Origin of the sequence: Mucilaginibacter celer (assembly GCF_003576455.2) — a bacterium.
GTDB classification, from domain to species: Bacteria; Bacteroidota; Bacteroidia; order Sphingobacteriales; family Sphingobacteriaceae; genus Mucilaginibacter; species Mucilaginibacter celer.
Map to the genome: position 1 here is coordinate 3,232,235 of NZ_CP032869.1, position 18,260 is coordinate 3,250,494.

The 18,260-nt window shown below is 45.7% G+C and carries 13 protein-coding genes; 4 read left to right on the forward strand and 9 right to left on the reverse strand.

What is annotated here, in order from left to right; translation table 11 throughout:
- Positions 1-25 precede the first annotated feature (25 nt).
- Together HYN43_RS12855 and HYN43_RS12860 are read left to right on the forward strand one after the other, a co-directional pair.
- Complete coding sequence (locus HYN43_RS12855; RefSeq protein ID WP_119409728.1) at positions 26-916, forward strand: 3-hydroxyacyl-CoA dehydrogenase family protein; 891 nt, start codon at positions 26-28, stop codon at positions 914-916.
- 68 nt (positions 917-984) lie between these two features.
- The gene (locus tag HYN43_RS12860) at positions 985-1,275 is read left to right on the forward strand and encodes a YXWGXW repeat-containing protein (RefSeq protein ID WP_119409729.1); all 291 of its coding nucleotides are present in this window, start codon (positions 985-987) and stop codon (positions 1,273-1,275) included.
- 84 nt (positions 1,276-1,359) lie between these two features.
- Here HYN43_RS12860 and HYN43_RS12865 read toward each other — a convergent pair whose 3' ends face one another.
- The 5 genes from HYN43_RS12865 to HYN43_RS12885 all read right to left on the reverse strand — a co-directional run bounded on the left by HYN43_RS12865 (position 1,360) and on the right by HYN43_RS12885 (position 7,737).
- Positions 1,360-2,124 carry a DUF4272 domain-containing protein gene (locus tag HYN43_RS12865; protein ID WP_119409730.1) on the reverse strand — a complete coding sequence of 255 codons (765 nt, stop codon included), beginning with the start codon at positions 2,122-2,124 and terminating at the stop codon, positions 1,360-1,362.
- Positions 2,125-2,161: 37 nt separating this feature from the next.
- Positions 2,162-4,090 carry an arginine--tRNA ligase gene (gene argS, locus HYN43_RS12870; RefSeq protein ID WP_119409731.1) on the reverse strand — a complete coding sequence of 643 codons (1,929 nt, stop codon included), beginning with the start codon at positions 4,088-4,090 and terminating at the stop codon, positions 2,162-2,164.
- A 243-nt stretch (positions 4,091-4,333) separates the two neighbouring features.
- On the reverse strand, positions 4,334-4,825 hold the full coding sequence (locus HYN43_RS12875; protein WP_119409732.1) for a cupin domain-containing protein: 492 nt from the start codon (positions 4,823-4,825) through the stop codon (positions 4,334-4,336).
- Between the two features lie 182 nt (positions 4,826-5,007).
- Positions 5,008-5,619: an HmuY family protein gene (locus tag HYN43_RS12880; protein ID WP_119409733.1), complete on the reverse strand. Its 612-nt coding sequence runs from the start codon at positions 5,617-5,619 to the stop codon at positions 5,008-5,010.
- Between the two features lie 30 nt (positions 5,620-5,649).
- A complete protein-coding gene (locus HYN43_RS12885) occupies positions 5,650-7,737 on the reverse strand; it encodes a TonB-dependent receptor plug domain-containing protein (protein WP_119409734.1) in 2,088 nt (695 codons plus the stop codon).
- Positions 7,738-7,834: 97 nt separating this feature from the next.
- On the opposite strand from HYN43_RS12885, the gene HYN43_RS12890 reads away from it, so the two are divergent.
- Positions 7,835-8,806, forward strand: coding sequence for a helix-turn-helix transcriptional regulator (locus tag HYN43_RS12890; RefSeq protein WP_119409735.1), 972 nt, complete (start codon positions 7,835-7,837; stop codon positions 8,804-8,806).
- Positions 8,807-8,816: 10 nt separating this feature from the next.
- Here the strand turns inward: HYN43_RS12890 and HYN43_RS12895 are convergent, their stop codons facing one another.
- Both HYN43_RS12895 and HYN43_RS12900 read right to left on the reverse strand, forming a co-directional pair.
- The gene (locus HYN43_RS12895) at positions 8,817-9,515 is read right to left on the reverse strand and encodes an ankyrin repeat domain-containing protein (protein ID WP_119409736.1); all 699 of its coding nucleotides are present in this window, start codon (positions 9,513-9,515) and stop codon (positions 8,817-8,819) included.
- Between the two features lie 16 nt (positions 9,516-9,531).
- On the reverse strand, positions 9,532-9,957 hold the full coding sequence (locus tag HYN43_RS12900; protein WP_119409737.1) for a DUF1801 domain-containing protein: 426 nt from the start codon (positions 9,955-9,957) through the stop codon (positions 9,532-9,534).
- A gap of 130 nt (positions 9,958-10,087) precedes the next feature.
- On the opposite strand from HYN43_RS12900, the gene HYN43_RS12905 reads away from it, so the two are divergent.
- On the forward strand, positions 10,088-10,498 hold the full coding sequence (locus tag HYN43_RS12905) for a nuclear transport factor 2 family protein (RefSeq protein WP_119409738.1): 411 nt from the start codon (positions 10,088-10,090) through the stop codon (positions 10,496-10,498).
- A 6-nt stretch (positions 10,499-10,504) separates the two neighbouring features.
- On the opposite strand, the gene HYN43_RS12910 is transcribed toward HYN43_RS12905, so the two are convergent.
- Positions 10,505-11,404 (reverse strand): PorP/SprF family type IX secretion system membrane protein, encoded by a 900-nt coding sequence (locus tag HYN43_RS12910; RefSeq protein WP_119409739.1) that lies wholly within the window; start codon positions 11,402-11,404, stop codon positions 10,505-10,507.
- The gene (locus HYN43_RS12915) at positions 11,404-18,219 is read right to left on the reverse strand and encodes a cadherin-like beta sandwich domain-containing protein (protein ID WP_119409740.1); all 6,816 of its coding nucleotides are present in this window, start codon (positions 18,217-18,219) and stop codon (positions 11,404-11,406) included. Before HYN43_RS12915 ends, HYN43_RS12910 begins: the two co-directional genes overlap by 1 nt.
- Positions 18,220-18,260 lie beyond the last annotated feature (41 nt).

Here is an 18,260-nt window from a genome sequence, read left to right on the forward strand (position 1 = left end):
TTTAACGGGTTATAAACATCCAGTTATGAAAAATATTACCGTTATAGGTTCGGGCACTATGGGCAACGGCATAGCTCATACTTTTGCGCAACACGGCTTTAACGTAGCCGTTGTTGACATCAGCGACAACGCATTGAGTAAAGCCTTGCAAACCATTGCCAATAATTTAGACAGGCAGGTAAAAAAAGGGACTATTGATGAGCAAGCCAAAGCCGACACGCTAAGCCGCATCAGCGTATTTACCGATTTAAATGACGGTGCCAAAAATGCCGACCTGGTAATTGAAGCCGCAACCGAAAATGAGGAGATTAAACTGAAACTGTTTAAACAGCTAAGCGAAATCTGCGGCGAAAACGCTATCCTGGCATCCAACACCTCATCCATATCCATCACCAAAATAGCCTCGGTAACCAAAAAACCGGGCAATGTGATTGGCATGCACTTTATGAACCCTGTACCGGTAATGAAACTGGTAGAGGTGATTAGGGGATATGCCACCACCGATGAGGTTACCGCAACTATTATGGAGCTTTCGCGCACGCTGGGTAAAGAGCCTGTTGAGGTGAACGATTACCCCGGCTTTGTAGCCAACCGCGTTTTAATGCCGATGATAAACGAGGCTGTTTATACCTTGTACGAGGGCGTGGCCGGCGTGCAGGAAATTGATACCGTAATGAAACTGGGCATGGCCCACCCGATGGGACCATTGCAACTGGCCGATTTTATTGGCCTTGATGTTTGCCTGGCTATTTTAAAAGTATTGCACGATGGTTTTGGCAACCCTAAATACGCTCCATGTCCGCTATTGGTTAACATGATAACGGCAGGTCATTTAGGTGCTAAAACCGGCAGTGGTTTTTATAAATATACGCCGGGAAGCAAGGAACTGATAGTAGCTGATAAGTTTGCTGGTTAGGAGCGGTTAAACTTTTGATGTTTGCAAGTGTCAATAGTTAATACTTGACAATTAAAAAACATCTAAAAATGAAAACCATAGCTAAATTAGGAATAGTACTTGCCTTAACAGGCTCATTGTTTGCATCGTGCTCAAGCCAGGCTTACGTAACCGAACAACCGGTTGAACCTGTCTACGAACGCCCCGTAGCTCCATATCCCAACGCCGTTTGGGTGCCCGGCGAATGGGTTTGGCGCGGAAACCATTATGTATATCGCAGAGGCTTTTATGCAAGGCCCCGCTATAACAGGGTATATGTACAAGGCCATTGGCAGCCAACCAATCGCGGTTATGTTTGGGTGAGAGGTTATTGGAGATAAGCCCCCCAGCCCCCTAAAGGGGGAGTTATAAAAAACCAAAAGCCCTGAGTGTTTGATTTACTCAGGGCTTTTGGTTTTATTGCATCAGGTATCGGTTGTTACATCGTCCCAGGCCTGGTTCATGTAGTTAATGAGCCAGTTTAGCGCGTAGTGACGTTCGCTTACAATATCTGCATCGAGTTTGCCGGGAGCAGCCTTATTTTTAAGGCGGGCGCTTACGCAGGCCCAGTGAAGCCTTAAAATAAGATCTGCCTGATCAAGAATTTCCTTCCTGCTTCTTAATTTCGCCTTCGCCCTGAATTGCTCTTCGCTTAAATCATAAATGATCTTTACATCCTTGTATACATTGCAAACGGTATCCGGGTATGATAAATTATCGATATAACCCAATGCCCAAAGCATCACGTGCAGGCTTTCATATCGCCAGTTGGCATCTGCAGTTTGTTGTGCTGTAGGCTGCGCCGTATTGACATACTCCTTCTCTTTAGCTGTAAAGTTTGATGACATGTGATATTTCTTATCCAATTCATCAAGCTTATCCTTTGTTTCCCCTTCGCTTTTAATGCCCAAATACATTAATGCCAGGGCGCGATTTACAATTTCATCTTTAGTGCGGATAGAAACCTTGCTTTCCGGATCGGTAAACAGCGCATTAGGATTTTTATAAACCGGGATCTCATGGAGCTTGCAATAAGCTTCAGATGTACGTCGCCGTTCGGCCTGTTCAGCAGTGGGCTTCACATACTCAACGGGCTTTGTTACCGGTTCCTGTGCCTGCGGCTTATTGCTGTTATTACAAGCGAATAAAAACGCGGCCAATCCTGCAAAAAGTATTTTATATTTTTTCATCAGATGAGGTTCGTTTTTATATAGTTCAGCAACTGGGCTACATCCTTTCCGGCACTTCTATTCCCAACAATTTCATCCCTTTCGAGATCACTTTGGCCGATGAAGCCGATAAGATTAACCTGAATTGCTTCGAATCTTCGTCTTCTGCCTGTAGTATCGATTTTTCGTGGTAAAACTTATTGTAGGTTTTAGCAAGCTCGTATACATAGTTAGCAATAATAGCCGGACTATAACCTTTCGCCGCCTCCTTAACTGTTTCGGGATATTTATCCAGCAATACGATCAGGTCGCGCTCAACACCGGCAAGTTCTGTAACCGTTGGCTTGCTTTGCGGCTGATAATCTGCCCTGCTTAACACCGATTTGATACGCGCATGCGTGTACTGAATAAACGGTCCGGTATGGCCCTGAAAATCTACCGATTCGTTAGGGTCAAATAACAAACGTTTTTTAGGGTCAACCTTTAACAGGAAGTACTTAAGTGCCCCCATCCCAATGGTATGGTAAAGTTCGGTTTTTTCTTGTTCACTGAAAGCTTCTACCTTGCCCATCTCTTCGGTTTGTTGCTTTGCAGTCGCTTCCATTTCGGCCATCAAATCATCTGCATCAACCACCGTTCCCTCGCGCGATTTCATTTTGCCCGAAGGCAGATCAACCATACCGTACGACAGGTGGAACAAGCCATTACCATCCACTTTACCCAATTTTTGCAATATCAGGAACAATACTTTAAAGTGATAATCCTGCTCGTTACCCACCACATAGATGGATTTATCCATGTGATAGTCGTTGTACTTAAGCTGGGCTGTACCCATATCCTGGGTTATATAAACCGAAGTACCGTCGCCGCGAAGCACCAGCTTTTCATCGAGCCCGTCGGATGTAAGGTCAATCCAAACCGAGTTATCTTCTTTTTTGAAGAACACACCTTTTTCAAGGCCTTCTTCAATAATATCCTTACCTAACAGGTAGGTGTTTGATTCGTAATAGTATTTATCAAAATCAACGCCCAGTTGCTTGTAGGTTTCAGCAAAACCAGCGTAAACCCAACCATTCATGGTACGCCACAGGTTCATCACCTCCTCGTCGCCGGCTTCCCATTTTTGCAGCATTTGCTGGGTTTCAATCATGATAGGCGTAGCATTTTTGGCTATCTCCTTAATTTTATCTTCTTCCGCAGCAATTTTATCATCCAGTTCGCCAAGCAATTTTGTATTGGTTTCGGGTGTTTGAGCACGCTTTTCCTTTACTTTGGCTATAGTGGCTAATGATTCTTCTATTTTCGCCTTCTGATTTTCTTTAAAGGCCGACAGATCATGTTTTTCATAAACCTCGTTTAACACAGGTTTAAGCTGCTCCCTCAGTTCCTTATCAAAAAGCACATAATACTTACCTACCAGGTGATCGCCTTTCATACCCGATGACTCAGGAGTTTCGCCGTTACCCAATTTTTGCCAGGCCAGCATCGATTTACAAATGTGGATCCCGCGATCATTAACCAGGTTGGTTTTAATCACCTCGTAACCATCAGCCTCCAAAATTTCGGCTACCGAATAACCCAACAGGTTGTTACGGATATGGCCCAGGTGCAACGGTTTGTTGGTATTTGGCGATGAATATTCAACCATTACCTTTTGCCCGTTTGGTTTTGGTTCGGCAAAATCATCGGCAGTAATGGTATTATATAACCGGCCAATCCAGTATTCATCGCTGATAGAAAGATTCAAAAATCCTTTGATAACATTGAAAGCGGCAACTTCTTTCAGCTCGTTTTTGAGGTACTCCCCTATTTCGGCACCGGTTTGTTCCGGACCTTTCTTTGAAAATTTTGTAAACGGAAAGGTTACGATAGTTACCTGGCCTTCAAACTCCTTACGGGTTTCCTGTATGCTAACGGCAGCCGGTTCGATATCAGTTTGGTATAATGCTTTAACTGCTTTTACGGCTGCTTCAATAATAAAATCCATAATGGCAAAATTAAATAAAATGGGCGGATTGGGGAGATTAAATTGGTGATGTTTCTGTGCGTGCGGATACGAGGCATCTACGGAGCCGGAAAACACTGTGTCGTTTTGGCTATAAACACGCTACTCCTACGGAGTTGTAAAAAGCGGAATTATTGAACTCCGTAGGAGTACCGTGTTTATAGCAATTAAGAAAATCTGCTTTAAGGCTCCGTAGGTGCCACGTATATTAAAGCGGCCGGTAATCTACTCCCGACACATCCGTCTCAATAAATCCATATGTTGCGGATACTTCTTAACCAATTCATCCCGCTTAGCCATCTCAAATTCGCTGAAATCAAAACCAGGTGCAACGGCGCAGCTCACCAACGTAAAGCCCTCTCCCGTTTTAATTTCGGCGGCGAACCATAAACCGGCTTTCACCATAACCGAAAAGCTGCCGGTATCCAGGTCGGATAATTCATGACTTGTCAAATTACCATCCAGATCGATTACATGAATCAACAGCGGTGCGCCTTTATGAAAATACCAGATCTCATCAGAGGCGATGCGATGAAAACCCGAAAAATCATTATTCTCCAATAAATAATAAATTGAAGTACAGGCTTGTTTAACATCTGCTGCGCCAACCCGGCTTACCTCTTGCCCCGACCGGAAAGTTTCTTTGTAGTGCCCTCCCTCGGGATGAGGCAGGAGGTTTAGCGTTTGGATGTAATATGCGGCAGATTGAGTTTTCATAAGACAAGTATATTAATATTTCACCGGGATAAGCATAACATATATTTACTCCCCCCGGCTACGCTTCGCTGGCCGACCCTCTCTCCGGCTGCGCCGCAAAGAGGGTAAAAAATAAAAAACACAAAAAAGCCTCCCTTGCGAGAGGCTTCCGACATTAATTAACCAACCAATAGATAACCTGTCTATTTGAAGCTCGTGGTTCCGTCGCCCTGGTAAGCGTAGCGGAAGGTATAGTAACGTGATGCCGGGCGGGTAGCCAAATCGGCAAATGTTGCTGTTGTTGTGTTTGGATTGCCTTTGTAGTAGCTTATCATTTCAACCTTGGCGTATTTGCCATCGGCTGTTTTGATAACCAATATTTTACCGGGCACGGTAAGTATGGCATGCTGCGGGGCAGTTTCGGCAGTGTAAGTGTACCAGCCTGCAATAGCGGGAGCGCCGGTTGCATCAGTTTTATAATCGGCAGTCGGGGCCGCGGTCAGGGTCTCGAAGGTACTGCTCACCACCTGGGCCTGGGCTGTGCCGGTGCCTGATGTACCGCCATTTACAAAAATACTGGTCGATTTAAATTTCAGATCCCATTTGGTGGCCGAAGCCGTGTCGGCACCGGTTACCTGCGCGCCGGTTGCCAGGCTAAAGTATACCGCACCGGTTGTGCCGTTCAGGTCGGCAATGGTTTTGGTGGTTAGTTTGCTTGGCTCGGGTGTTGGGTCGTCATTGTTTTTATCGCATGATGATGCCAATAAAATAACTGCGGAGCAAAGGGCTAATGATAAAGTTTTGAATTTGTACATGTGTTTTGAATTTTTATGATCGTTTAATAATTATTGCTTGTTAAAATTATAGGCCAGGCCGGCGTTGATCAGTCGTCCGGGCAGGTTCAGGATCACCTGTGGGTCTTTATGGTTAAACAGGTTTTGAGCCGTGATCTGCAATCTCAGGGCATCCTTCAAAAACAGTTTGGATACCGAGGCATTGATGAGCATGTAGCCGTTGGTATACTCGTCATCGCGGTTTACTATGCCATTACCATCGCTGTCTTTATAGCCATATCTGCCGCGGTAAATGGCCCTTACCGAGGTATTGAGACCTGTTTTTTCGTCGTTATAATTAAGCCTGATGTTGTAGGTATATTTTGAACGGCCAAGTAAGCCTCCGTAATCGCTCCGTTTTAAAGTTTTGGTAAGATTGGTTTCCGGATCTTTGGTGAATACCTTGCCGGCTTTAATCTGATCAAGCACATCCTGATCGTAAGCCTCAAGGTATTGCATGCCGCCGCCAATTTGCAGGGGGTTGAATAGCTGGTAAGTTAAATCGGTTTCTACACCCTGCGTGTAAACTTTATTGAGGTTGAAGTAGGAGAATACCGATTGCCCGTTAGTTTTCAGGGCGATGGCAGCCGTCTCGATCAGGTTATTGATGTTATTGCGAAACAGGTTGGCTGTCCAGTATAATTTACCGGCGGGTTTGTATCTGAACCCGAAGTTAAAGGCGGTTGAGCTTTCGGCGTTTAATCTTTTAAGGGTTGATGGGTCGATCAGGACGGTTTCTATCTGGCCGGCTTGTTTCAGGCGGTTGATACCGGCCTGGGCTTCTTCATAGCCAAATACGCTGTAGCCAACCTCGGCATTGGTAAAATTGAGGTATAGCTGCCTGAAATCCGGCGCTTTGTAACCTTTACCTGCCGAGGCCAGTACGGTAAACTTGTCGCTAAGCGCATAACTGGCAGCCAGCTTAGGGCTGAATTGCGATTTATAAACGCTGTGCGCATCAAACCTGCCACCGGCAATAAGATCCAGTTTTTTAACCGGCAGCCAATCGGCCTGGAAATAGCCGTAGCCCGACGTGAACGATTGTTGTTTGGTATAGCGCGTGGCCTCCACAGTTTCATACTGGGCACCGGCACCGGCGGTTAGTTTCAAATTATCCTGAATAGCGTAATCATTTTGAATTTCGCCACGGTTAAAGGTTTGATTGAAAAAAGTTTGATCGTAAACGGCATTGTTGTCCTCGTACCTGATATCGGAGTTGGTTTTGTAAACCGAGCGGTAAAGCTGCAATACCGATACATCTTTTTTGCTGAAGCGATGCGTGAGGACCGGGGCAATGTTAAAATCCTTTTCGGTGCCTTTGCCGGATGCAAAACGATTATCCTCAACGGTAAAGCGGCTATCCTGGTTGTTGGTATAATATCGTACGGATAACTTCAAACTGGTGTTATCATCAAAGCGATAGGCCGATTTGCCATTTAAAGTATAGCCATAAAAAGGTGATACCGTTGGGATACCCGATGCGGGCTGCAAACTGTAGCCCGCGCTGCTGTACCTGTTGGCAAAGCCGCTGATATAAAACTTATTGGTTTTGTAGGCAGAATTTAGCGATACATCGGCATTTTTATTGGTGCCGTACCTGCCGGCTACACCGCCCGAAAAGCCTTTGGCAGGCTCGGCGGTGATGATGTTCACTACGCCGGCCATTGCCTCCGAGCCATAAAGGGAAGATGTAGGGCCTTTTACTATTTCTATCCTGTCGATATTATTGGTGGTGATCCGTGACAGTTCCAGGATGCCTGTGCTGCGGCCAATCAGCGGCAAACCGTCTATCAGGATGAGGGTATAAGCCGGATCAAAACCCTGGATCTGGATGCCCTGCCCGTGCGGATCATCTAAAATATTGATGCCCGTTTGCTCGGATAAAACTTCATTGAGGCGTACCAAGCCGCGTTTTTTTATTTCTTCGGATGTGATGCGGGTTATGGGGATGGGTACCTGCTGCAGGTTTTTGGCAGTACGGGTTCCTGTTACCACTACCTCTTTTAACTGTTTGGTGCTATCCTTCCTCGTGGTATCCTGCTGTGCAAATACAGCGGCCGGTATGGTTATGATGAGTGCGAGAGGAAAGAAAAATTTCATTTATTTAGACTAATTAAAAATAATGATGCAAATTTGTGACATCGTCATGAAGTGTGGTTAACGCCAAACGGATTGAAAACAACGCCAAACGGATTTTATGTACATCAGCCTTACTCCTGCTTCACCAACCACCGACTTACAACTGCAATACCCAGACGATTTCCTGGCTGCCAATTGTATTGATGAACGAACCGGGCAGATACTATTTAGCGATGGCGGCTTAATCGATATCGGGGAGTATTGGTTTGAGGGGGTGGCCATTATCCAAACCACAATCAACCTGAAGCAAACTGCACATTTGATGATCCGAAGTGATATAAGAGGAAGTTATCTGAGCCAGGTATTAAAAGGGCGGTTGGAGTTGAAAACCGACAGCGCAAAATTTAAAATGGATGAAGGTGATATCCATTCTATTTATACCGATGGTATTAGTACAGCGCTATCAGTTAACGGCCATTGCAGTTTGATAACCATTATACTCACCGAAAGCTTTATCAATAAAATAGCATACAGAACTGCCATCCAATTTAATTTAAAAGAGCAGCCCGATATACTTAGTTATCAATCTGTGAAATCTTTTACAGCCATACAGGATATCTTAAGGACCAATCATCTCCCCTACATCAAACGCCTGCTACTCGAGGCTAAAACACTCGAACTGTTAACCGGGCTACACCAACCGGCTAAGCCCGGTCCTGAAACAGGCTTTGCGCTTACCGATGCTGATAAAGAACGCCTGATGGAAGCAAGAAAACTGGTGGAAGCCAACCTGCGATCGCCCTGCTCACTGATCGAGCTATCACGAAAAACCGGGCTTAATGATTTTAAACTGAAGAAAGGTTTTAAAATACTGTTCGGCAACACCGTTTTTGGTTACCTGGCCGAGTTACGAATGAACCTGGCCTACAAACTACTGCAGCAAGGCCGCAGCGTTGGCGAGGTAGCCGAAACCGTTGGCTATAAAAATGCCCATCACTTTACGGCCGCATTTAAAAAACGTTTTGATATTTTACCCAGCAGGCTGGGCAAAGCTATAATATTATTGGTAACGGGTGTGTTTTGGCTATAGTAGATGAAAATCAGCCTTTGGCGGCAAAAAGTTTTAACATACCGGTTTGGTTGTTTTGTTGGGCCAGCATTTTAGGAGAGACGCCTTTGTTATTCTCTTTATCAAAATCGGCCCCGAAGCGCAGCAGCAGTTTAATCTGGTCAAGCTTGTATTTGCGTTTTACGGCGTGATACAGGGTAGTATTACCATCCTTATCGGCAAAATTGATATCGGCGCCGTTGTTTAAAAACCATTCGGCTACTTCAAAGCGTTTCCAGTTAAAGGCTCCCATAAAGGGCGTATCGGCGCTTGTATCATCAATATCGGCTCCATAGCTTTTAAACAGTTCGGCGGCTTCCACGTCGTTATTCCAGGCAATGGCGTACATGCAATGTTCAGGGTCGGCGCCGTTTGCAAGTAGGTGTTTGTACAGCAGCTCATTGCGTCCTTTAGCATAAGCATGCCAAAGCGGCGTGGCCGGGAAAAAACCGCATTCGTCCTTTATCCGGTGAATGCTGTTGATGTTCATCCCCTTCTCTAACAAAAACTTCAGCAACTGTAAACTATCCGCTGCTTTTCCGGGGCGACGGGATATTTCAACTCCGCATAAATAATGCAGGGCGTTTTTGCCGTTGTCTTCGGCCCAGGTTAGCCATTTTGGATCTTTTTCTATCATTGCCTTAACAGCATCAACATTAAAATCCTTTATATGCTGTATAAATCTGATCATAACAAAAACTCAAAATCTATTTATCCAATACCGAAAGCCACACCTTAATGGCGTTACGCAAAACTTCTTCCTTTTCCTTCACCTCGTCCATGCTACGAAAAAATGCCAGTCGCCTGCCATCCGCATAATCTCCGGTTAAAAATCCTGTTGTATCGTTAATCAAATCGCCGCGCCAAAACACCAGCCTGATGCAATCTTTCTGAAACAGGTTGGATACAATTACATAACGCTTGTACTCTTTGGGGTTAAAAGGCTTCATCTCCCCCGTATACAAAAAGCTGGGCGCATTCCATTTAATGTGCTCGCCCAGTTCGGGATCAACGCTGAGGATGATTTGCCTTAAGGCTTCCAGTACATTTTTAAGCGGATGATCCAGCTTTTGCATATAGGCATCAACGCCGGGGGTATCGGCTAAGGGCTGCTCTGCTTTTTTGGTTTTCATCTGGGGCAGGTAATTGATTAATTAACGCTATCTAATTTAAACAATATAATACAACAACAACCATAATTAGTACAATTAGAATAGCCTGCAAAGCCATAATTTTGGTACATACTATAAAAAAAACACCATTATGGAACAGAAACTTCCCCTCCCTCCTTTTACACGGGAAACTGCTATACAAAAAGTTCAGCTGGCCGAAGATGCCTGGAACAGCCAGGACCCGGCCCGCGTATCCTTAGCCTACACCATCGATACCGAATGGCGCAACCGCTCGGAATTTATTAACGGGCGCCAACAGGTGGTTGAATTTTTAACCCGCAAGTGGCAAAAAGAATTCAGCTATAAGCTAAAAAAAGAGCTTTGGGCCTTTACCGATAACCGCATTGCCGTGCGTTTTGAGTACGAATACCACAATGCCGATGGCGAATGGTTCCGTGCCTATGGTAATGAAAACTGGGAGTTTGATGAAAACGGACTGATGCAAAAACGCTATGCCAGCATCAATGATTTGCCTATTACCGAACAAGACAGGCGGCTGTAATTTAAATTACAGCAACCTGTTGTTTGTAGCATTTTTGCCAAAACGGTAACTTAAGGTCACCTCGTGTGCGGCACTATATGAATTGCTCAGGCCTGATGAGGCGTTGAACTGATAGCTATACCCTATTTTAATGGTCGAGGTATTGATGCTCAAGATCCCGGCCACCTGTTTGTTGGTGCTGTAATTAGCCCCTATCCCCAAAGTTTCCTTCAGATACAAAGTGCCCGAAACATTTACCAATGCATCCTGCCCGCGGGTAAGCCCAACCAGGGCGGCGGGCTTAAATTGCACATCATCGCCAACAGTGGCTAAATACGCGCCCGACAAGTAGTAGTGATTACGAAAATTACTGCCTGTTTGCACCGACGCCGTGCCAAGGCTGCGCAAGGTAAGTTCGGGAGCTGATATGCCCAGGTAATAATCTTTGGTAAAGTAAATGACCCCGAAACCGATATTTGGTCTGGTTTCTCTTACATCATTCCTGAATTGCGGATCGTTATCATCTAATTGCGAATAGTTGGCCCGGTAATTTTTAAAGCCGCCGTTAAGCGATACGCCCAAAAAGTCGGTTTCGGTTAGCTGAATGGCTTTGGCAAAATACGCGTTGGCCTGAAACTGGTGCTCTACAGCTATCTCGTCGTTCTGAACAATAAAACCCGCCGAACCGTTTATCGATTCGATGGGCAGATTACCGTTGATGGCATAGGTGGCGGGGGCACCGTTAATACCTATTAATTGTTTACGTACCAGTGTACTTATCGAACCTGTATTATCCACTAACGAATAAGCCGGGTTTAACAAGGTTAGGTTGTTCATGTACTGTGTGTACCGGGTAGGCTGCTGTGCGTTTGCCCTTATGGTGAATAAGGTCAGCACGCACAGCAGCGCGAAGCTTAGTTTAGGCATTAGTATTTTAGTATGATATATCCTGTTTTGCGCTTAGTTTCTTTACCATCCTGGTATTCCAGCACGTAGAAGTAAGTACCCGGTTTTTGCAGCGTACCATTCTGTGCGTGCCCGTCAAATACCCGTGTACTATTATCGTAATTTTTTATCTCATTTACAGCAAGTCCGGTGCTATTTATTATCGATAATTTATTTTCAGGATAACTGTTAATTCCATCAATGGTAAGCACATCATTAATACCATCCCCGTTAGGTGATACGGCCGAATGTACTGTTAAAGCAGCAGCCTCATTAGTCGCATCAAAATTGTTTCGCGCTACAAATGATGAGCCGCCCGCATCCCTTGTTATGTTTACGGTGTATGTTTTGGTTGTTACGCCATCCTCGGCAGTTACAGCTATGGTTACCGTATTAATGCCAACGGCCAACGCTATAGCATCTGATAGCACGCCGCTGTTAACAGGGCTACCATTTACAGTTATAGTTGCCCCTGCGTTAATGGCAACGGGTGTTACCTTAACACTCGAAACCGAATTAGCTACCGTTGCGGTTGAAACAGCCGCTGTTGTAGTATTGCTTACCGTGGTAAGACTTAATGCCGGTGTAAACTTAAACGATGCCAAACCTGCGTTATTTGATCCGTTGCGGCTTATCTCTAAAATAAAGATCCGTACCGTAACTCCATCCTGTGCTGTTACCTCGGTTGTAACTGTAGTAACGCCGGTGGCATTCAGCGCAATCGGATCTGAGGCTACGCCGTTCAACACAGGCACACCGTTCATTTTAATAGTTACATTAGGGTCGCGGCCGGTAGCGGTTAGCCTTAAACTGCTAACATCCGCCCCAACCGATGTTACCAACCTGGTTTGATTACCCGCAATGCCGGTAGAAACAAGCACCGAATTAACATCGGTTTTTAAACCCACCAAAGCATCGTTCGATCCATTTTTCTTTATAGCGATATTATACGTTTTAGTTGTTAAACCGTCTTCGGCTGTAACTATTGCTGTAACAATCGTTTCGCCGGATGCATTAAGAGCAATCGAGGCCGATTCGGTGTTATTGGCCACCGCCAACCCGTTAATCATTGTAGTGGCAAACGCGTTTTGAGTGGTAGGTATAACCTTTACACTATTTACTGCATTATCTACAGACACACTGTAGTTGTAAACCGAACCGGATGATGATGTAACTACCGGCACGCCCGCAACATTAAGCCTGAAAGAAGCGCTGGCGTTATTTGAACCCGTTTTGCTTACAATAACTGTGTTGGTTTTGGTAGTAATGCCATCGGCAGCGGTAATTACAACACCTATACTGGTAGTACCCGTTGCATTAAGGGCTATGGGTGCCGATGCCGAGCCGCTATTTACTACACTGCCATTCACTTTTATGGAAGTGCCTGTTACGGCTGCGGTAGGCGTTATAGTTACGCTGCTTACATCGGCAGATACAGATGTAGTATAAGTGATAACATTGGCCGTTGTGCCGGTTTTTATTAGCACTGATGAGGGGTCGAGTTTAAGTGTCAGGGTGGTGTTCTGAGCATCGCTCCGCACAAACGAGTAAATATATAATTTGCCCGATACACCATCCTGCGCCGCCACATACACATTTACCGGTGTAGGGCGGTCACTGAACAGATTGATAGGGTCAGAAACCGCACCGCTGGCCTGTGGTAGACCATTTACGTATAACGTAGCGTTCGGATCTTGTAGCGTGGGCTGCAGCGTAATACTGCTAACCGTACTGCCAACGGTTACGGTGTACCTGGCCAGTTCGGCATCATTACTGGTTACCACCGTGGTTGACGGTGCGCTGAATTTAATACCCGCCAGGTTAACATTGTTTGATCCGTTACGGCTTACATTAATAACATAATTACGCACAGTTACACCATCCTGCGCGGTAGCTACCACGGTAACAGGCGTAACTCCGCTCGCGTTTAGCGGTATTGGTGCCGATTGGGTTTGGTTAGCAACAGGTACATCATTTATTTTGACAGATACATTGGCATCGCGACCCTTAGGGGTTATGCGTACGCTGGTAGTACCGGCGGCCACAGATGTATTATAAGTAGTTTGATTACCCACAACGCCTGCCGATACTAAAATTGAGCTTGGATCCATTGTTAAACCCACTAAAGCATCGTTCGATCCTGTTTTATTAACAGTAATATTATAGGTTTTGGTGGTTACACCATCGGGCGCTGTTACTACCGTGCTTATCACAGTTGTGGCATCCGTTAATGATATAGGCGCTGAAGCAGCCCCGCTCGGTGTAGTCACACCATTTATTTTAATGGTTGAAAGCGCATATTTGGCTGTCGCGATTAGTGAAATACTGCCCGCAGCAGGATCTACCGAAGTGGTGTAATTTACAACAGTACCTGATACCGATGTGCTTACTAATAATGATACCGGACTGGTAGTAAGTGAAGCCAGGCTTGCATCGTTTACTTTTTCGGCGCGATGTACGGTTACCGTATACGTTTTGCTAACCGATGGATTTTCGGCACGTACCTTGACTTTTATCACATTATCGCCCTCAATCAAATTAACCGGACTTTCGGCGCCGCCTTCAACCGGTGTGCCATTCACATTTAAGCTTACCATGCCATGCGGATCGCTCAATACGGCAGCAACCGTAACCGAAGCAGTGCTGTAAGGTACCGATAAAGCATAAGTGGTAACATTAGGGTCAAAACCGGGTACAGCATTGCCACCAATTGACAAAGCAGTAAGATTAGCATCAACCGCCCTGTTTTTATTAACCAGCACCAGGTAGCTGTTGGTGCTTGTTCCGTCTTCGGCAGTAACATTTACCTGTATATAGTTGGTACCGCCATACAGGCTATACGTTTTGGCCGAGCCTGAAGTAGCAACATCGCCATTAATAGTTAGGGTAGCATGCGCCTCATTAACAGTTGGGGTAATGGTAACAGAATTTGCATCGCCTGCATCGGCTTCATAAAAAGTAGTAGCACTGTCAAAAGCCGGGCTCAGGCTTAAACCGGCCAAAGTGATATTTGAAAGCGAGGCATCATGCGATACCGGTAATATGGTAAGCACGCCATCTACATAATTGGCCGTATAGTTTGGCGAGGCAACATATCCCGCATAAATAGAATAAGTGCCTGCCGGCGAATTTGTACCGGCAGTTGTAGTGGCCTGTGCCTGGCTAACCAGATCGGCAGGGCCTTCTCCGTTTTTAAAGCCGCTGTAAGTAAAGGTGAATACCGGGTTGGCCTCCCCTTGTTTTTTGGTTTTATTATCAACAGTTACCGTAAGTGGTGCCTGGTTAATGGCAAGTACCGAAGGGGTTACTGATAAGGTATAGTCAGGATTATCGATGGCTAATGTACCTCTGGTGATTGCGTAGTTCTGAACTCCTGTTTCGCCTGCTGCACGTGTAAGCGCACCGGTAAAATGATCGCCCGGCAATAATGAACCGCTGACGATGGTATAGGTGAAATCAGGATCAGGATCGCCATAATATTTAGACGCCGAATTGATATTTACCGTAACATTACGTTTAGCAATAACAAAATCATTTTCATTAAAGGTGATATCATAATAAGCACCCGCCGTTAAGGTTCCTTTTTGAATAACGTACGAGCCGGTGCTTTCGCCCGCCTGCCTGCTTAGCGAACCCGAAAACGCATCGCCGGTTACTAATGATCCTGTTAAGGTATAAGTTAAAGCAGGATCGGCATCGCCATACTGTTTATTAATCAGGTTTGCGTTTACGGTGATACTGCGCTTACCGATAGTTAAATCGGCACTGGTGTAGCTGATGGTATAATTATTACTTAAAGCAAGCGAACCCTGGTTAATGGCATAGTTGCCCGGAATTTCGCCCGGGCTACGGGTTAATGAACCGCTAAAGCTATCGCTGCCTACCAGGGCATCGGCTGTATAGGTAAATGCAGGGTCGGCATCGCCATAAGCTTTGGTAGCCGCGTTGGCGGTTACGCTGATCACTTTTTTGGATATGGTAAAGGTTGAGCCGGTAAAATTAAGTGTGTAGTTACCGGCATTTAAAGCCAGTGTGCCCTGGCTTATGGCGTAGGTGCCTACGCTTTCGCCTGCTGCACGTGTTAGTGCGCCTGTAAACGTATCACCAAAGCTTAGCGCATCAGCAGTATAAGGCAAGGTTGGATCGGCATCTCCATAAACCTTACTTGCAAGGTTTGCTGTTACATTAATTGTTTTTTTGGTGATGGTTAAATTATCAGACACGAACGATATGGTATAATAATCGGCTGTTGAAACGCCTGTTGACGCATTTACAGGCCCTTTAGTGCCTAAGGTTAAGGCATAAGTGCCTACATCTTCGCCTGCGGCACGGCCAAAACTACCGGTCATCCCCTCACCCGGTGCAACCGAACCTACAACAAACTGATAAGGGAACGCAGGATCGGCACTGCCGTAAACCTTAGTAGCCGGCTGGGGTTTGAGGGTTATAGCCCGTTTGCTGATGGTTAAATATTCGGGGGTAAACGTGAGTGTATAGTTGTTACTCTGGTCGACACCCGTTGTGGAGTTTATCGGGTGCTTGGTACCCAAAGCTAAGGCATAAGTACCAGGAATTTCTCCTGCAGCCCGGGTAAACGAGCCGGACATACCATCGCTGCCGGCCAGCCCGCTTCCTGCTATATTATAAGGATAAGCTCCCGGATCGGCATCGCCATAAACTTTACTTGCAGGCACCGGCGCAATTGTAATTGGCCTTTTGTTGACAGTTAAATTGGCACCAACAAACGAAAGGGTATAATTAGCGCTTAAGGCAAGGCTGCCCTGTGTTATGGCATAAGTACCTGCATCGGTGCCCGCTGCCCGGCTAAGCGAACCGCTAAAAGTATCGCTGCCAACTAACGCGCCGGTAGTTATACCATAAGTTAATGAAGGATCGGCATCGCCGTAAGTTTTACTTGCAGCATTGGCGGTTACAGTAACGGCAGCTTTACTAACGGTAAGGCTTTGCGTAACATTGGCGGCAGCCAGGTTATTGGCATCACCGGCCTGCGAGGCGGTGATGTTTGCCGTACCCGCGCTTACAACATGAATTTGCCCGCCAACTATAGTGGCAACTGCGGTATTATCACTGCTGTAGCTAACTGTTAAGCTGCTGTTTACGGTAGCGCCCGGCGCAAAATCAGCATTGCCATAAGTTTTTGAAGGTAGCGCGGCAAAAGTTATAACCTGTGTAAATTTAGCCCTGTTTACGGTTAAAGTATAGGTTCTGGTAGTGATACCATCCTGCGCCAAACCAACAACTGTTATGGTATTATCACCAACATTCAGGCTGATGCTGCCTGATGCCGTACCTGATGTAACAGCGGTACCGTTAACTTTTATTGTGGCGTTGGCATTGTTCCTGGTAGGTGTTACGGTTATTGAAGTTGTGGCATTACTCACCGAAACGTTATAAGCCGTTGTACTGCCTGAAAACGATGGACTAAGGCTGCCCGAACTGGTTGTAAGTGCCGAAAGCGAAGCATCGTTAGATAAGGTAGTGAATGTTTGTACACTGCCATATGATGTGCCCGCCCCGCTTATAGCGTAAGCCCTAACATAGTAGGTGGTAACCGGGCTCAGGCCCGAAGTGTTTACTGTAAACGAACCTGTACCGGTACCGCCGGTTACCTTGCTATCGGCAGTTGTTGGTGTGGTATTGCTTGAACTGTATACCACCCCGCGCTCGGTTACGCTTACATCGCTGCGGGTAATGTTGCCGCCTAAAGTAACCGTTGTTGATGATATGTTGCTTGCTGCTGTTGTGCTGAGTATAGCGCGGGCAGGTACCCAAATACCGGTTATCAAACTGCTTGTTACCCCAAATACTGTTTTTACTTTAGTTGTTGTACCATCGGCAAGACTAACTGAGTAAATAGCTTTTTCAGATGAACTGTTATCAATTAAAAATGCGCGGTTATTACCGGCATCTAAAGCCAGCTGATATTGTACGCTTGGGATTACCGATGCTTTAACGGTAGTTTGCCCGGTACCGTCCGAATGCATTTTATACAAAGCATCGTTAGCAGTGGCCGTAGTACCGGCGGCATTATCTGATGTTAAAAAATAAATATAATCGGTAGCAGCGTCATATTCGCAATCAACACCTACCATCGGTGCCGGAACAGTAGCTGTAGGCAATGTGGCGGTTAAACTTGCAGTATTGCCCGAAAGCGTAAGCACTTTAAATGAGTGATCAGAAAAAAGATTTTGGTAAACAAACACCCGGTTATGAGCTATATCAAGGGCCAGGAACGATGGATTGGTACAAAAACCGGTTATTAAAGTTGTTGAACCGGTACCATCGGGCTTAACCCTGATCAGCGCATCATTGGTGGTTGAAGCAGAAGTTGGTGTAGCATCCTGAACTACATAATAAATATAATCGTTAATAGGGTCGTATTTAATGGATTGGATCCGGCCTGTAAGTGCCAGCGGAATAGTTGTTATAACAGCACCCGAAGTAAGGTTAACTACTTTTATAGCCAGGTTGGTTGGCGGGCTGGATGAAAAAGCCTCATAGACAAAAGCCCTGTTGTTGGGCAAATCTACCTGCAATAACGCCGGCGAATTGGTGAACCCCGAGCCAAGGGCTGTTGCAGATGCACCATCGTAGCCCATCCGGCTTATTCCGTCGGTGCCCGATGACGAGCCGCTGGTTGCATCGTTGGTTAAATAATAAACCTGCGCCTGGCTGCTCCCGGCCAATCCAAGCAACATCAGCATCAATACAAATGCCACCCCTAAACCGGGTAGTTTTGAAAAATGCTTTTTAAGTAGAAGTAAATGTTTTAACATAACAAAAGTAATAAGTAGTAGGGTTTATATTTTGTACAGCT

What these genes read in the sequence shown, in the direction of transcription:
- HYN43_RS12855 (WP_119409728.1), top strand. Translation starts at nt 26, where the DNA reads ATGAAAAATATTACCGTTATAGGTTCGGGCACTATGGGCAACGGCATA.
- HYN43_RS12860 (WP_119409729.1), top strand. Translation starts at nt 985, where the DNA reads ATGAAAACCATAGCTAAATTAGGAATAGTACTTGCCTTAACAGGCTCA.
- HYN43_RS12865 (WP_119409730.1), bottom strand. Translation starts at nt 2,124, where the DNA reads ATGAAAAAATATAAAATACTTTTTGCAGGATTGGCCGCGTTTTTATTC.
- argS (WP_119409731.1), bottom strand. Translation starts at nt 4,090, where the DNA reads ATGGATTTTATTATTGAAGCAGCCGTAAAAGCAGTTAAAGCATTATAC.
- HYN43_RS12875 (WP_119409732.1), bottom strand. Translation starts at nt 4,825, where the DNA reads ATGAAAACTCAATCTGCCGCATATTACATCCAAACGCTAAACCTCCTG.
- HYN43_RS12880 (WP_119409733.1), bottom strand. Translation starts at nt 5,619, where the DNA reads ATGTACAAATTCAAAACTTTATCATTAGCCCTTTGCTCCGCAGTTATT.
- HYN43_RS12885 (WP_119409734.1), bottom strand. Translation starts at nt 7,737, where the DNA reads ATGAAATTTTTCTTTCCTCTCGCACTCATCATAACCATACCGGCCGCT.
- HYN43_RS12890 (WP_119409735.1), top strand. Translation starts at nt 7,835, where the DNA reads ATGTACATCAGCCTTACTCCTGCTTCACCAACCACCGACTTACAACTG.
- HYN43_RS12895 (WP_119409736.1), bottom strand. Translation starts at nt 9,515, where the DNA reads ATGATCAGATTTATACAGCATATAAAGGATTTTAATGTTGATGCTGTT.
- HYN43_RS12900 (WP_119409737.1), bottom strand. Translation starts at nt 9,957, where the DNA reads ATGAAAACCAAAAAAGCAGAGCAGCCCTTAGCCGATACCCCCGGCGTT.
- HYN43_RS12905 (WP_119409738.1), top strand. Translation starts at nt 10,088, where the DNA reads ATGGAACAGAAACTTCCCCTCCCTCCTTTTACACGGGAAACTGCTATA.
- HYN43_RS12910 (WP_119409739.1), bottom strand. Translation starts at nt 11,404, where the DNA reads ATGCCTAAACTAAGCTTCGCGCTGCTGTGCGTGCTGACCTTATTCACC.
- HYN43_RS12915 (WP_119409740.1), bottom strand. Translation starts at nt 18,219, where the DNA reads ATGTTAAAACATTTACTTCTACTTAAAAAGCATTTTTCAAAACTACCC.